The organism is Bacillus sp. ISO11, from assembly GCF_003458115.1.
Classification (GTDB): domain Bacteria; phylum Bacillota; class Bacilli; order Bacillales; family Bacillaceae_G; genus Bacillus_A; species Bacillus_A cereus.
The window spans coordinates 198,965-213,306 of record NZ_QXCO01000002.1; the positions used below are offsets into that span (position 1 = coordinate 198,965).

Consider the following 14,342-nt stretch of genomic DNA (forward strand, 5'->3'; position numbering starts at 1 on the left):
TAAATGTATTTCTTACTTAAGATTTTACAAGTGTGGGTGTCGTATGCCCGCACTTTTTTTGTTCGGGTTCTATGACTACAAAATATGTTCTGAGAAAACCTTGGAGGTGGCTTACTATTAGCAAGGATATGATGATTAACGAGCAAATTCGTGCACGTGAAGTACGTTTAGTTGGCGCAAATGGCGATCAACTTGGAATCAAGTCTCGTAATGACGCTTTAGACTTAGCTGCAAATCTTAATCTTGATTTAGTATTAGTTGCTCCAAATGCGAAACCGCCAGTATGCCGCATTATGGACTACGGTAAATTCCGCTTTGAGCAACAGAAGAAAGAAAAAGAGCAGCGCAAAAATCAAAAAGTAATTAGCATGAAAGAAGTTCGTTTAAGTCCAACAATTGATGAACACGACTTTAACACAAAACTTCGTAATGCTATCAAGTTTTTAGAGAAAGGCGACAAGGTTAAAGCGTCAATTCGCTTTAAAGGACGTGCCATTACTCATAAAGAAATCGGTCAACGTGTTTTAGATCGCTTCTCAGAAGCTTGTGCTGAAGTTAGTACAGTTGAATCTAAGCCTAAAATGGAAGGACGCAGTATGTTCTTAGTTTTAGCACCGAAAAACGATAAGTAATAGATAGAGGAGGAAATACCTATGCCTAAACAAAAAACTCATCGCGGCGCTGCAAAGCGTTTCAAAAAGACTGGATCAGGTAAACTGAAACGTTCTCACGCTTACACAAGCCATTTATTCGCTAACAAATCTACAAAAGCTAAACGTAAACTACGTAAAGCTGGTGTAGTAAGCGCTGGTGACTTCAAACGCATTCGTCAAATGCTTGACAACTTAAAATAAGTTCGGCTGATATATAGAACAATTAGGAGGTAATATTATGCCAAGAGTAAAAGGTGGTACAGTTACTCGTCAACGTCGTAAAAAAGTAATTAAATTAGCAAAAGGTTACTACGGTTCAAAAAATACATTATTCAAGGTTGCTAACCAACAGGTTATGAAATCTCTAATGTATGCATTCCGTGACCGCCGTCAAAAGAAACGTGACTTCCGTAAATTATGGATTACACGTATCAACGCAGCAGCTCGTATGAATGGTCTTTCTTACAGCCGCTTAATGCACGGTCTTAAAAATGCTGGCATCGAAGTTAACCGCAAGATGCTTGCTGACTTAGCTGTTCATGACGAAAAAGCTTTCGCTGAATTAGCAACAGTTGCAAAAAACAACATTAACTAATTAATTAGTTAAAACCTTAGAAGAATTTTCTTCTAAGGTTTTTTATTTGTATTCAAAGAGAAGTTAGAAGTGAAAAGAAATTCTAAAGATTAACGACTATGTCATTATCAATATGACAAAATCAATATAAAAGTTATAGCAGTATAGAAGAATATACATATGAAGTCAGGAGAATACTCCTGGCTTTTTTTAATTCTGCTCTTTTGGAAAGAAGAGTATCTTTCCTAGCCGAAACGACACTGCTATAATGGAAAGATGATATGGAACTTTCATCAGATGAACAATTTAAGAGCGATGACTGAAACGTATTTGTAAATTAAGGACAAGCTATTTTATAAAGAGGTAGATAGCTGACTTATTCATAAGAACTGAAACATAATAATGAACTTTGAGATGAAACAACATTGTTGCGTAAAATGCGATGTTGGAGGAGGACAATAGAATGGACTTACTACAACTATTTAAATTACAAAAAGAATTAGATGACCGTATTGCAAAAGAACATGACTTACAACCGAAAAAATTGTTAAAAGAAAAAATGTTAGCTCTTCTTGTAGAAATTGGAGAACTTGCAAATGAAACACGTTGTTTTAAATATTGGAGCAACAAACCAGCTTCGGAGCGTGAAGTGATATTAGAAGAGTACGTAGATGGTTTGCATTTTATTTTATCAATCGGAATTGATTTAGGTATTGATAAAAACTTCCTATTCTATAAATGTGCACAAACGAATAAAACACAAGTGGAAATTTTCTTAGACACATATGCGAAAGTAATTCGTTTTACAGATCAACCATCTATTACAAACTATATTGAATTATTTACGAGCTATCTTCGACTTGGACAAGCACTTGAATTTGAGCAAGAAGAGATTGAAAAAGCATATTTAGATAAAAATGAAGTAAATCATCAGCGTCAAACACAAGGATACTAATTTAATTTTTGAATATTTCAATTTAATTATTGTATAATGAATTGACTGAAGAAAAAGGAGGGTGTTGGCAATGACAAAATTAGACGCGACATTGACAATGCTAAAAGAATTAACGGATGCACGTGGTATTGCTGGTAACGAACGTGAACCACGTGAAGTAATGAAGAAATATATCGAGCCGTTTGCGGACGAACTTTCTACTGATAACTTAGGGAGTTTAGTTGCAAAAAAAGTAGGGGAAGAAAACGGCCCGAAAATTATGGTTGCAGGTCATTTGGATGAAGTTGGATTTATGATTACACAAATCGATGACAAAGGTTTCCTTCGCTTCCAAACGGTTGGTGGCTGGTGGTCACAAGTTATGCTTGCGCAACGCGTGACGATTGTAACGCGTAAAGGAGATGTAACAGGTGTAATTGGTTCAAAACCACCGCACATTTTACCTCCAGAAGCTCGTAAAAAGCCAGTTGAAATTAAAGACATGTTCATCGATATCGGTGCTTCTAGCCAAGAAGAAGCAATGGAGTGGGGCGTACGACCAGGAGATCAAGTTGTACCTTACTTTGAATTCCAAGTGATGAAGAATGAAAAAATGTTACTTGCAAAAGCATGGGATAACCGAATCGGTTGTGCAATTGCAATTGACGTATTAAAACAATTAAAAGATGAAAAGCATCCAAACGTTGTATATGGCGTTGGAACTGTACAAGAAGAAGTTGGTCTTCGTGGCGCAAAAACATCTGCGAATTATATTAAACCAGATATCGCGTTCGCAGTAGATGTTGGTATCGCTGGAGATACACCGGGTGTAACGTCAAAAGAAGCACAAAGTAAAATGGGCGATGGACCACAAATCATTTTATATGATGCTTCTGTTATTGGACATACAGGTTTACGTGATTTCGTAGTTGATGTTGCTGATGAATTACAAATCCCTTATCAATATGATTCAGTAGCGGGCGGAGGAACGGATGCGGGTGCGATTCACATTGCTGTAAATGGTATTCCTTCTATGGCAATTACAATTGCGACGCGCTATATCCATTCTCATGCGGCAATGTTACACCGTGATGATTATGAAAATGCAGTGAAGTTAATTGTAGAAGTTATTAAACGTCTTGATAAAGAGGCTGTACATAACATTACATTTAATTAATAGAAAAAGCGAAGGAGATTCTCCTTCGCTTTTTTATGTTTTAAAAAGGCCGTTCTAATCCTGCTGCAGTATGAGCGCCTAAAATAATTAAACGAGTTAATTGCATCGCCATAAAATGCGGAGTATATATCATTCCTCTTTTTAACCATGACATAATCATTCCGATGTGAGCCCCTGTCACATAACTAATCAAAATATCACGAGGAACCATAAGATCTTCATCATCTGGTTGTGAAATAGACAAGCTTAATGTTAAATGCACTTGTATTGTTTTCATCATTTTATAAGAGTAGTTTCCGGCAGCTTTATCCCCAAGCATAACGTTATAAAAGTTTACATTTTCTGCGATATGTTCGAATAAAGCCAAAAAAGTAGGGTGAGGTGAATCAAATGTAAGTTGAAAATCTTCTTTATTTCTATTTTTCGGTTTAATTACTTCTGCTAGCTTCTCTAACATTTCTTCAATACTTTTGTCTAATAGGTCATATTTATCATGGTAATGGCTATAAAATGTAGCGCGATTTACAGGAGCGCGTTCTGCGATATGTTGCACAGTTACATTTTCAAAGCCTTTTTCGCCTACTAAAGCGACAAAAGCATCCTGAATGAGTTGTCTCGTTCGCTTTACACGTGGATCATTTGTATTTTTAATAGACATTTTTCTTCTCCTCGTTTAATTTTCTATACTTAAACAACATATTGGTATTATATTGTTGTTTAAGCGACATTTCATACGTAAATTGTCGGTTGTAGATTCAAAATAATTATTTATAATTATAAACGATAGTCCTTCAGAAATCAGCACCGCTCGCAGGTAGATAAATTTCGATTTACGCTGCAGATGGTGTGATTTTTTTGTTAAAAGGTTAATATAATTAACAATTAAACAATCTAAACAATAAGGACATAAATAGTTTAGAAAAAAATTATATGCGATATAAGGAGAGGAATGCAATGAATCAGTTTCGAAGAATGGTAATTATCAACATTATCACATTAATTGTACTAGTTGGCGGCGGTATTGGCGGTTATTACTATTACAACCAAACGGAAAATTACTTAAAAACAGACAATGCAAAGATTGATGGGAAGGTAATTCCGGTTGCTTCACCAGTAGCAGGTAAACTAACTGACTGGAAAGCTGAAGTAGGAAAAAATTATAATGAGAACGATAAACTAGGTACTGTTACTGTAGCGGCAGCTAATGGAGAACAAACAGTAGATGTAACAATTCCACAAAATGCAACGGTTGTACAATCAAACGCAACAACAAATGCTTTCGTTGGAGCTGGTAGCCCGATTGCTTACGCATTCGATATGAACAATTTATGGGTAACAGCAAACATTGAAGAAACAGATGTTGATGATGTTCAAAAAGGTCAAGATGTAGATGTGTATGTAGATGCATACCCAGATACAACGTTAACAGGAAAAGTAGAACAAGTTGGCTTAACAACAGCGAATACATTCTCTATGTTGCCATCAAGCAACGCAACAGCGAACTATACGAAAGTAACACAAGTAGTACCAGTTAAAATTTCTTTAGATCATAGCAAATCAGTAAATATTGTTCCTGGCATGAATGTGACAGTTCGTATTCATAAGTAAGGGGGAGATGAGATGTCCTCAATTGTAATTGCAGGATATGCACTATTTTGTATAATCGTCTTCTTCCTTGTAAATCGTCTTTTACGAAAGAAAAAAACGAAAATGGGAGAAGAACAAGTCCCAGCCGTAAGTAAAATAGAAATAAGTAAAGTTGAAACAGAAGAGAAAGAAATTGAACGAAAGCAAGAATCGGAAATTTCTAATGTAGTTGAGTTAGAAACAGGAAAGCAAGAAGAAGTAAAACAAGAAAAAGAAGTGCAGAAAAAACAAATTTCTACGCCTGTAGAGAATGTGAACGTAAAAGCAGTTGTAGCTGTATTAATTCTCGGCATGTTCGTTTCTATTTTAAACCAAACAATTATTAACGTTGCATTACCTCCGTTAATGAATGAATTTAACGTATCAACTTCAACAGCACAATGGTTAATTACAGGCTTCATGCTTGTAAATGGTATTTTAGTACCGATTAGTGCCTTTTTAGTTTCACGATTTACGTATCGTAAATTATTCGTAGCAGCAATGTTATTCTTTACGGTAGGATCTATCATTTGTGCTATTTCCGGAAACTTTACGATGATGATGACGGGCCGTGTTATTCAAGCGGTTGGTGCGGGTATTTTAATGCCGGTTGGTATGAATATCTTCATGACATTATTCCCGCCTCATAAGCGCGGAGCAGCGATGGGGTTACTAGGTGTAGCGATGATTTTAGCTCCAGCTATCGGACCGACTGTAACAGGTTGGGTAATTGAAAATTACAGCTGGAACTTAATGTTCTATGCGATGTTTATTATCGGTTTAATTATTACGTTCCTATCTTTAAAATTCTTTACACTAGCTCAGCCAGTGTCTAAAACAAAATTAGATGTATTTGGTGTTGTTAGTTCAAGTATTGGGCTAGGAAGTTTGCTGTACGGATTTAGTGAGGCTGGAAATAATAGTTGGACTAGTGCAGAAGTTGTTATTTCACTTATCATTGGTGTAATTGGTTTAGCGTTATTTATTTGGAGAGAGTTAACAACGGACAATAAAATGCTTGATTTACAAGTATTTAAATATCCAGTATTTACTTTCACTTTAGTAATTAACGCAATCGTTACGATGGCATTATTCGGAGGTATGTTATTGCTTCCAGTATATCTGCAAAACATTCGTGGCTTTACGCCAATTGAATCTGGTTTACTACTTCTTCCAGGTTCATTAATTATGGGGATCATGGGACCAGTAGCGGGTAAATTATTCGATAAATATGGCATCCGTCCATTAGCGATAATTGGATTGGCAATTACGACGTATGCGACATATGAATTTACAAAATTATCGATGGATACACCGTATAGCGTTATTATGACGGATTATATTATACGTTCAATTGGTATGTCATTCATTATGATGCCAATCATGACAGCTGGTATGAACGCGCTGCCTATGAAATTAATTTCTCACGGTACAGCAACGCAAAATACGTCAAGACAAGTAGCGGGTTCAATCGGAACAGCGATTTTAATTACACTTATGACGCAACAAACGACTGCTCACGTAGCAGATTACGGCAACATGTTAACAACATCAAACCCAATTTTAGTTGATAAAATACACGGCATGGGGCAAAGTTTAGCGGCCTTAGCTGGATCAGCTCAAGCAGGAGACGCGATGAGCACACAACTATTATATGGACAAATTTCAAAGCTATCTGCAATTAACGGTATTAACGATGCCTTCTTAATTGCAACGATACTCGCAGGGATTGCTTGGGTGTTATCGTTCTTCTTACCATCAGGCAATAAACCAAATAGAAAAGCAGGGAATTAAATTCCCTGCTTTTTTGTGTTCTTTATGCAGTTAAATATAAAAGCTGGTAACCAGCTACGGAGCACAGCCCTGTTATAAACAAAATTGTTCCCATAGCACGAATACTTGATATTTGTCTGCCGCTTATAATAGCTAATAGTCCAGCTAAAGAGAAGAGACCCCAATATAAAGTTCCTGAAATTGGAATCATCCCCTCTAAATCTATTCCAGAACCTATACAAACGATAGGAACAACGATAAGCGATATGCTAATGAAACCAGCTATAATGGTAAGTGATTTACGACATTTAATACCAAAAATAATTAAAAAAATGCCAACGATGAATTCGCATACCATTAAAGTAAGAGCTAAAATCATCCAAGTTAATATTCCGAACACTTCTGTGTTACCTCCGATTTGTGAGTTTCAAAAAATATTATATATAGTATGAATCACCCACAGTCATGAGTAACCAGAAGATAACTCCTAATATACCAGCGATAAAAATAATGAATCCCATATTACGGATACTTTTAATCTTTGCTTGTAATCCACTTAATCCAGCTAATAATCCAGTTAAAGAAAATAGGGTCCAGTAAAGAGCAGTTGGAATGGGGAAGATTGTATCCATATTAATTCCTATACTTAAAAAAACAAAAGGTAGTGTGACAAAGGATAGGCTAAGTAGCCCCATTAAACCAACGAGTAATTTCCGATATTTAATTCCTGTTACTATTAAAAAAATACCACCAGCAATCCCGCATAGTAAGAGAAGTGGCGTGAAAAGCATCCAAATAACACTGAACATATGTAAACTCCTTTATATGAATTAAGTTATATTTTACTACATGAGGTTTATTTTGGATATTATTAATAAATATGTATAAATTGATAGAGATGAGAAGTGATCATACGAATTAATAAAAGAGGTATCGTGAGGATACCTCTTTCTAATTCAAGAATGCCAACAAATTATTCATAATATGAAATAACATAGCTGGAATAATGGATTTTGTTTTTTTACATAAAATAGCCATTAATAATCCCATGAAGAAAGTAATGACCATTACGCCAAGTGAGTATGTATGAGCGATACCGAAGAAGAAGCTTGTTATAATCGCTGCAATCCAAAATGGAAAGCGTTCTGAGAAAAAGCGAAGTATAAAGCCACGGAAAATAAGCTCTTCAAAAATTGGTGTGAGTATTGCAAAGCCCAGAAGTAATAATATTTGATACTGCTTAAAGACATCTAAGTTTAGTGCGGAAGATTGCTGCTTTGTTGCGTCTTGGAACACATAATTTAACAAGATGTAATTGAGTAAAATGTTTATAGCGAAGAAAAGAAGTAAGTATACGTATGTACGCCATTCTCTCAGTGCTTTAAAGTTAAATGATTGTAGTAGTAATTTTTTTGCGGGTTCGAATTTAAAAATGAAGAATAACAACACGGCTAGCTGTAATACAATACTTGCAGTATTTACGATAGATTCATACAGGGCAATTTGTTTTTTATCTGTAAGACCGGCTGTATAAATTGTTAAGGGCATTGCGAGGAACACAGTAATAAGTCCGGTTCCGAAAAAAGCGAATACAACGGAGCTAATAAATTGTCCCCATGACATAGAGTATTTCTGTTCATTAGAAAGTTGTGTAGCGGGTTGCATATGTAGAATCACCTCTTTATATTTGTATATTTAATTATAAGGCATTTTGTTTTCAGGCGTAATATTTAAATATTACATAAAAAGGTGTATTTTCCATAAAATAATAAAAGAGGTATGACCCTGTAGTGATGCCTCTTTCTCATTGATAACTATGTTCTGTCTTGTTATTCAATTTTGCTTGCTCTATTTGCAATTCACGCTCTACCAATCGATCTAATTGCTGAATTGCTTTAAGTGCTTTTTCATAAGAAATTGTTCGATAATGATGCGCTCCGCCCGGTTCTTCATCTGCTTCGTCTGCCCATTTAATAATATTTTGAAGAGATGTTCTTTCAATTTCTTGTTCCACTAAGAAAGAATCTGTATGAAGAAGAATTGCAATAGAAATTTCTTTTGCTAGTTTTGGATGTTCTCCTAATCTAATAAGTAATTTATGTGCTCTTTCAGCACCTTTAATTGCATGGATATCATTCTTTTTATATAAGTCATAATCCCATTCGCCGCCTGTGTACCACGTATGATGTCCGATATCATGAAGGAAGCCAGCTTTTGTGGCAGCATCGACTGAGGCGTGATGCTTTTTGGCTAGGTGAAACGCATGGTAAGCGACAGCAATCGCGTGGACCATTCCAGAACGGTTTACGTATTTTTGTGTAATGTGGTGTTTAAAAATTTGTTCAAGCGTAATACGGTGCATAAAACATTCACTCCTTTTATCTTATGGTGTATATGAAGAAAAATCGATCGGTTTAAATGTATTTTGAACATTGTACTCCATCATAGTTCGTTAGTAAAGTAGAAATGTTTAGGAGAAGAAAAAAAATTTCTGCAAAAAAATCACCTTAGCTTATGCAAAGGTGATTTTCAAATTGCTTATTTTTTTAATCCTTGCTCTAGTGTTTCTAACATTTCGTGCTTTTCATTTTCATCAGCGTTTTTCCAAATGACTTCAAATAAAACGCCAAGACCTGGAAGCATTTTTTCTTCACCGCTTTGAATTGCATCGACGATTGTTTCTTGTAATTGATCTTGTGAATTTCCAGATACATTCGCTAATACAGCACCGCGTAAATTAAAACTCATTGCTTTCACCTCTTCTTCAGAATTGAAACTGACGTTAGTTTTTGTTCTTTTTTATGTAAATATGTATGAAAAATAGGCTATAATGATAAGACAAGAAGAGAGGGAAATACATATTATGAAAAACATTGATTCAGTACAAAATCCGCGTGTAAAGCAGTGGAAAAAGCTGCAAACGAAAAAAGAACGCGATAAAAAAGGTTTATTTTTTGTAGAAGGATTCCACTTAGTCGAGGAAGCTTTGAAGGCAGGAATTGTAACAGAACTTATCGTTTCAGATCAGACAGACCTTCCGAAAGATTGGACAGTTAATGATGTGGAAATGTATATTGTACCTGAGGCGATTGTCAAAATACTTCGTGAAACAGAAACGACACAAGGTGTATTTGCTGTTTGTGAGAAGCATGAGAAAGAAGTAGCTCTTACTGATGGGAAATTCCTTTTATTAGATGGCCTGCAAGACCCAGGTAATTTAGGAACAATTATTCGTACAGCTGATGCAGCTGGTATTCACGCCGTTGTGCTTGGAGAAGGTTGTGTTGATGTTTACAATAGTAAAGTACTCCGCTCTACACAAGGCTCTATTTTCCACTTACCAATTGTAAAAGGGAACTTAGAAGAATGGGTAGACAAGTTAAAAGAAAACAACGTTCCTGTATATGGAACAGCTCTTGAAAATGGAGTTCCGTATGGTGAAGTAACGCCGGCTGGCAGTTTTGCATTAATTGTAGGAAATGAAGGAAATGGCGTACGCCAAGAAATTCTTGCAAAAACGGATCAAAACTTGTATATTCCGATTTACGGCGGGGCAGAATCATTAAATGTTGCGGTTGCAGCAGGGATTTTAACGTATTATTTGCAAAGCCCGGTTGCGAACAAATAAAAAACTTCTTATAATAAGTTGAAGTACATTATATTAAAAGTTAAATAACGAAAAACGTTGATAGAGAAGAGTAACTTACAAAATCGCCATATAGGGAGAGAGTGCCGTAGACTGAAAGCATTCTTATGGTAGACGGAAGTGAATTCACCTCTGGAGTTGACGCCAGGACCATGTATATGTAAAGGCGTTCCGGTCAGAATTGATCGTTATAACTAATGAGTGGGCAGACTTGTTCTGTCAATTTAGGGTGGTACCGCGAATTTACCTCGTCCCTTTTTGGGAGCGAGGTTTTTTTATTTTTAAAATTAGGAGGGTTCCAAAATGGAAGCACGTTTAAAAGAGCTAAAGCAAAAAGCGTTAGAGCTTATTGAAGAAGCGAAAGAGCTAAAGGGCTTAAACGACGTACGCGTAGCGTATTTAGGAAAAAAAGGCCCAATTACAGAAGTATTACGCGGCATGGGAAAATTGTCAGCAGAAGAGCGTCCACGTATGGGAGCATTAGTAAATGAAGTGCGTGAAGCGATTCAAACGCGTTTAGATGACAAAATTAGTAACTTAGAAAAAGCAGTAATCGAAGCGAAATTAGCTACTGAAACAATCGATGTTACACTGCCAGGTCGTCCTGTTGAAACAGGTTGTCACCATCCGTTAACAGCTGTTGTTGAGCAAATTGAAGATGTATTCATCGGTATGGGTTATGAAGTAGCTGAAGGAACAGAAGTAGAAAAAGACTACTACAACTTCGAAGCACTAAACTTACCGAAAGATCACCCAGCGCGTGATATGCAAGATACATTCTACATTACAGAAGAAACGTTACTACGTACACATACATCTTCTGTGCAAGCACGTACGATGGAAAATAATAAAGAAAAAGGCCCAATCAAAATTATTTGTCCTGGTAAAGTGTATCGCCGTGATGACGACGATGCGACGCATTCACATCAGTTCATGCAAATTGAAGGTCTTGTAATTGATAAAAACATTCGTATGAGTGACTTAAAAGGTACACTGCAAGTATTCGTGAAAAAGATGTTCGGTGAAGATCGTGAAATCCGTCTTCGTCCAAGTTTCTTCCCATTCACAGAGCCATCTGTAGAGATGGATATTTCTTGTATGATGTGTCATGGCAAAGGTTGCGGCACTTGTAAAGGAACTGGCTGGATTGAAATTCTAGGCGCAGGTATGGTTCACCCGAACGTACTTGAAATGGCTGGTTATGATTCAAAAGAATATCAAGGTTTCGCATTCGGTATGGGCGCAGAGCGTATCGCAATGTTGAAATACGGAGTAGATGACATTCGTCATTTCTATACAAATGATGTACGTTTCTTACAACAATTCAAACGAGCGTAAGGGAAGGAGAGGATAAATATGTTCGTATCATATCGTTGGTTACAAGAGTATGTAGATATTAAAGATGTAACAGCACAAGAACTAGCAGACAAAATCACGAAAAGTGGTATTGAAGTAGAAGGCGTTGAAGTATTAAATAAAGGTGTAAAAGGTGTTGTAGTTGGTCACGTATTAGAATGTGAAAAACACCCAGAAGCTGATAAATTAAGCAAATGCTTAATCGATATCGGTGAAGAAGAGCCAGTTCAAATTATTTGTGGAGCTGCTAACATTGCAAAAGGTTTAAAAGTACCAGTTGCAAAAGTTGGTGCTGTACTTCCTGGTAACTTCAAAATTAAAAAAGCAAAACTACGTGGTGAAGCTTCTCACGGTATGGTTTGTGCTCTTCAAGAGCTTGGCATTGATGGAAAGTTAGTTTCAAAAGAATATGCAGATGGTATCTTCATCTTCCCAAGTGACGCTGAAGTTGGTGCAGATGCACTTGAAATTTTAAACTTACACGATGAAGTACTTGAGCTTGGTTTAACACCAAACCGTGCAGATTGCCTAAACATGTTAGGTGTTGCATATGAAGTAGCTGCTATTTATGGCCGCGAAGTAAAACTTCCAGCTATCGACTTACAAGAAACAGCAGAAAAAACTTCTGATTATATTTCTGTAAGTTTAGAAGCGAAAGAAGAAAACCCGTTATACATTGCAAAAATGGTTAAAAACGTAAAGATTGGTCCATCACCAATGTGGATGCAAACTCGTCTTATGGCAGCTGGCATTCGTCCAATTAGCAACGTAGTTGATATTACAAACTACATTTTAATGGAATACGGTCAACCGTTACATGCATTCGATTACGATAAATTAGGTTCAAAAGAAATCGTTGTTCGTCTTGCAAAAGAAGGCGAAAAAATTGAAACGTTAGATGATCAAGAGCGTACATTACAAAGCCACCATCTTGTAATTACAAACGGCACGAAAGCTTTAGCTGTTGCTGGTGTAATGGGCGGGGCGGATTCTGAAGTTACAAATGAGACAGTAAACGTTCTAATTGAGTCTGCATACTTTGCAGGTCAAACAGTACGTCGTACATCAAAAGACTTAGGTCTTCGTAGTGAATCAAGTGCACGTTTCGAAAAAGGAATCGATCCAACACGTACATTTGAAGCAATTCAACACGCAGCTGCTTTAATGGCGAAATATGCTGGCGGTGAAGCACTTGAAGGTGTAGTAGAAGCTGACAACTTACAAGTACAAGAGCGTACAGTATCTGTTACTGCTGAAAAAGTAAACCGTGTATTAGGTACAAATATTTCTGCGAGTGAAATGGGTACAATGTTCACAAACTTGAAATTCCCATTTACAGAAGTAGAAGGAACATTCCATGTAAATGTACCAGCACGTCGTCCTGATATTACAATTTCAGAAGACTTAGTAGAAGAAGTGGGCCGTCTATACGGTTATGACCACATTCCAGTTACATTACCTTCTGGAACGATGACTCGTGGTAAATTAACATCAGCACAAACGAAACGTCGTAAAGTACGCCGCTTCTTAGAGGGTGCTGGTTTATATGAAGCAATTACGTATTCATTAACAAGCGCTGACAAAGCGAAACAATATATGGTTGAGCCAAACGAAAAGGCGCCTGTAGGTCTTGCACTTCCAATGAGTGAAGAACGTAGCCAACTTCGTTTAAGCTTAGTACCGCAATTACTAGAAGCAGTTTCATACAATGTCGCTCGTAAAAACGACAGCGTTGCTTTATACGAAGTAGGTTCTATCTTCTTACCGACAGAAGAAGGAGAACTTCCGAAAGAAGAACAACATCTTGCAGGTGTTATGACAGGTCTTGCTCTTCACCATGCATGGCAAGGTGAGAAGAAAGTAGTAGACTTCTTCGTTGTGAAAGGTGTACTAGAAGGACTATTCGACGTGCTTGGCGTTTCAAATCAAATCACATATGCACCAGCAAAACGTGAAGGTATGCACCCAGGCCGTACAGCTGACATCGTATTAGATGGCGAAGTAATTGGTTTCATCGGTCAATTGCACCCAGAAGCAGAAAAACAATTAGATGTGAAAAATACATTCGTATTTGAATTATCTCTTGTAAAAGTATTCGGTGCAGACGCTGAGGAAACTTACTACTCAGCAATTCCACGTTTCCCATCTATGACACGTGACATGGCTGTTGTAGTAACAAAAGAAACAAAAGCTGGTGAAATGAAGCAAGTCATTGCTGAAGCTGGCGGAGAACTTCTGAAAGACGTAACACTATTCGACTTATACGAAGGTGAAAAAATGGAAGAAGGCAAGAAATCACTTGCATTCTCTATGACTTACTTCGATGCAGAACGTACATTAACAGACGAAGAAGTAACAGAAGCACATAACCGTGTACTAACAACGGTAGAAGAGAAATTCGGTGCGGAGTTACGTAAGTAATTAGAAAATTGCCGGATTCATTCCGGCAATTTTTTTATTGGATTGGTTGTCGGACACTGTCGGTAAGTCGATATATTACAAAAATCGCTCATATATTTTCCGACACCTTGCATCTTTCTCTCGAATGTAGTACATTAATTTTAGTTTAACAAAATGAAAGACGATGATAAGGAAAAGTAGTA

At 36.8% G+C, this 14,342-nt stretch carries 16 protein-coding genes and 3 other annotated features (2 of these 19 running past the window's edge); of the genes, 10 read left to right on the top strand and 6 right to left on the bottom strand.

Annotated elements, in window-relative coordinates; genetic code table 11:
- Positions 1 to 65, top strand: a sequence feature (ribosomal protein L20 leader region); it begins 56 nt to the left of the window's first position.
- Positions 66 to 128: 63 nt separating this feature from the next.
- From infC to D1166_RS02980, 5 genes are all read left to right on the top strand, one after another.
- Positions 129 to 632 (top strand): translation initiation factor IF-3, encoded by a 504-nt coding sequence (infC, locus tag D1166_RS02960; RefSeq protein WP_000973215.1) that lies wholly within the window; start codon positions 129 to 131, stop codon positions 630 to 632.
- Between the two features lie 21 nt (positions 633 to 653).
- Positions 654 to 854 carry a 50S ribosomal protein L35 gene (gene rpmI, locus D1166_RS02965; RefSeq protein WP_001125945.1) on the top strand — a complete coding sequence of 67 codons (201 nt, stop codon included), beginning with the start codon at positions 654 to 656 and terminating at the stop codon, positions 852 to 854.
- 37 nt (positions 855 to 891) lie between these two features.
- Complete coding sequence (rplT, locus tag D1166_RS02970) at positions 892 to 1,248, top strand: 50S ribosomal protein L20 (protein WP_001138362.1); 357 nt, start codon at positions 892 to 894, stop codon at positions 1,246 to 1,248.
- 442 nt (positions 1,249 to 1,690) lie between these two features.
- Positions 1,691 to 2,182, top strand: a complete 492-nt coding sequence (locus D1166_RS02975) for a dUTP diphosphatase (protein WP_000365050.1) — start codon at positions 1,691 to 1,693, stop codon at positions 2,180 to 2,182.
- 70 nt (positions 2,183 to 2,252) lie between these two features.
- Complete coding sequence (locus tag D1166_RS02980; protein WP_000163555.1) at positions 2,253 to 3,338, top strand: M42 family metallopeptidase; 1,086 nt, start codon at positions 2,253 to 2,255, stop codon at positions 3,336 to 3,338.
- 40 nt (positions 3,339 to 3,378) lie between these two features.
- Here the strand turns inward: D1166_RS02980 and D1166_RS02985 are convergent, their stop codons facing one another.
- Positions 3,379 to 3,996 carry a TetR/AcrR family transcriptional regulator gene (locus D1166_RS02985; RefSeq protein ID WP_000023661.1) on the bottom strand — a complete coding sequence of 206 codons (618 nt, stop codon included), beginning with the start codon at positions 3,994 to 3,996 and terminating at the stop codon, positions 3,379 to 3,381.
- A gap of 296 nt (positions 3,997 to 4,292) precedes the next feature.
- Between D1166_RS02985 and D1166_RS02990 the strand changes: the two genes are divergently transcribed.
- Together D1166_RS02990 and D1166_RS02995 are read left to right on the top strand one after the other, a co-directional pair.
- Positions 4,293 to 4,946 (top strand): HlyD family secretion protein, encoded by a 654-nt coding sequence (locus D1166_RS02990; protein WP_001071419.1) that lies wholly within the window; start codon positions 4,293 to 4,295, stop codon positions 4,944 to 4,946.
- Between the two features lie 12 nt (positions 4,947 to 4,958).
- Complete coding sequence (locus tag D1166_RS02995) at positions 4,959 to 6,758, top strand: DHA2 family efflux MFS transporter permease subunit (RefSeq protein ID WP_025709908.1); 1,800 nt, start codon at positions 4,959 to 4,961, stop codon at positions 6,756 to 6,758.
- A gap of 22 nt (positions 6,759 to 6,780) precedes the next feature.
- Here D1166_RS02995 and D1166_RS03000 read toward each other — a convergent pair whose 3' ends face one another.
- The 5 genes from D1166_RS03000 to sspI form a co-directional block, all read right to left on the bottom strand.
- Positions 6,781 to 7,137, bottom strand: a complete 357-nt coding sequence (locus D1166_RS03000; RefSeq protein ID WP_065222750.1) for an ammonia permease — start codon at positions 7,135 to 7,137, stop codon at positions 6,781 to 6,783.
- A 37-nt stretch (positions 7,138 to 7,174) separates the two neighbouring features.
- On the bottom strand, positions 7,175 to 7,546 hold the full coding sequence (locus D1166_RS03005) for a DNA-binding protein (protein ID WP_070179522.1): 372 nt from the start codon (positions 7,544 to 7,546) through the stop codon (positions 7,175 to 7,177).
- 142 nt (positions 7,547 to 7,688) lie between these two features.
- Positions 7,689 to 8,402: a CPBP family intramembrane glutamic endopeptidase gene (locus tag D1166_RS03010; protein ID WP_001182122.1), complete on the bottom strand. Its 714-nt coding sequence runs from the start codon at positions 8,400 to 8,402 to the stop codon at positions 7,689 to 7,691.
- Positions 8,403 to 8,541: 139 nt separating this feature from the next.
- Complete coding sequence (locus D1166_RS03015; RefSeq protein ID WP_000554786.1) at positions 8,542 to 9,099, bottom strand: HD domain-containing protein; 558 nt, start codon at positions 9,097 to 9,099, stop codon at positions 8,542 to 8,544.
- A gap of 176 nt (positions 9,100 to 9,275) precedes the next feature.
- Positions 9,276 to 9,485, bottom strand: coding sequence for a small acid-soluble spore protein SspI (gene sspI, locus D1166_RS03020; protein WP_000009509.1), 210 nt, complete (start codon positions 9,483 to 9,485; stop codon positions 9,276 to 9,278).
- 82 nt (positions 9,486 to 9,567) lie between these two features.
- On the opposite strand from sspI, the gene D1166_RS03025 reads away from it, so the two are divergent.
- From D1166_RS03025 to pheT, 3 genes are all read left to right on the top strand, one after another.
- On the top strand, positions 9,568 to 10,365 hold the full coding sequence (locus D1166_RS03025; RefSeq protein WP_001986644.1) for a TrmH family RNA methyltransferase: 798 nt from the start codon (positions 9,568 to 9,570) through the stop codon (positions 10,363 to 10,365).
- 48 nt (positions 10,366 to 10,413) lie between these two features.
- Positions 10,414 to 10,642 (top strand) — a binding site (T-box leader).
- Between the two features lie 44 nt (positions 10,643 to 10,686).
- Positions 10,687 to 11,721 carry a phenylalanine--tRNA ligase subunit alpha gene (pheS, locus tag D1166_RS03030; protein ID WP_000388219.1) on the top strand — a complete coding sequence of 345 codons (1,035 nt, stop codon included), beginning with the start codon at positions 10,687 to 10,689 and terminating at the stop codon, positions 11,719 to 11,721.
- Between the two features lie 18 nt (positions 11,722 to 11,739).
- Positions 11,740 to 14,160, top strand: a complete 2,421-nt coding sequence (gene pheT / locus D1166_RS03035; protein ID WP_097861918.1) for a phenylalanine--tRNA ligase subunit beta — start codon at positions 11,740 to 11,742, stop codon at positions 14,158 to 14,160.
- A gap of 154 nt (positions 14,161 to 14,314) precedes the next feature.
- Positions 14,315 to 14,342 (top strand) — a binding site (T-box leader); it runs 224 nt beyond the window's last position.

Coding starts and splice junctions, on each gene's coding strand:
- rpmI (WP_001125945.1), top strand. CDS start 654: ATGCCTAAACAAAAAACTCATCGCGGCGCTGCAAAGCGTTTCAAAAAG.
- D1166_RS02985 (WP_000023661.1), bottom strand. CDS start 3,996: ATGTCTATTAAAAATACAAATGATCCACGTGTAAAGCGAACGAGACAA.
- D1166_RS03025 (WP_001986644.1), top strand. CDS start 9,568: ATGATAAGACAAGAAGAGAGGGAAATACATATTATGAAAAACATTGAT.
- D1166_RS03015 (WP_000554786.1), bottom strand. CDS start 9,099: ATGCACCGTATTACGCTTGAACAAATTTTTAAACACCACATTACACAA.
- D1166_RS02990 (WP_001071419.1), top strand. CDS start 4,293: ATGAATCAGTTTCGAAGAATGGTAATTATCAACATTATCACATTAATT.
- infC (WP_000973215.1), top strand. CDS start 129: ATGATGATTAACGAGCAAATTCGTGCACGTGAAGTACGTTTAGTTGGC.
- rplT (WP_001138362.1), top strand. CDS start 892: ATGCCAAGAGTAAAAGGTGGTACAGTTACTCGTCAACGTCGTAAAAAA.
- D1166_RS03005 (WP_070179522.1), bottom strand. CDS start 7,546: ATGTTCAGTGTTATTTGGATGCTTTTCACGCCACTTCTCTTACTATGC.
- pheS (WP_000388219.1), top strand. CDS start 10,687: ATGGAAGCACGTTTAAAAGAGCTAAAGCAAAAAGCGTTAGAGCTTATT.
- D1166_RS02980 (WP_000163555.1), top strand. CDS start 2,253: ATGACAAAATTAGACGCGACATTGACAATGCTAAAAGAATTAACGGAT.
- D1166_RS03010 (WP_001182122.1), bottom strand. CDS start 8,402: ATGCAACCCGCTACACAACTTTCTAATGAACAGAAATACTCTATGTCA.
- D1166_RS02975 (WP_000365050.1), top strand. CDS start 1,691: ATGGACTTACTACAACTATTTAAATTACAAAAAGAATTAGATGACCGT.
- sspI (WP_000009509.1), bottom strand. CDS start 9,485: ATGAGTTTTAATTTACGCGGTGCTGTATTAGCGAATGTATCTGGAAAT.
- pheT (WP_097861918.1), top strand. CDS start 11,740: ATGTTCGTATCATATCGTTGGTTACAAGAGTATGTAGATATTAAAGAT.
- D1166_RS02995 (WP_025709908.1), top strand. CDS start 4,959: ATGTCCTCAATTGTAATTGCAGGATATGCACTATTTTGTATAATCGTC.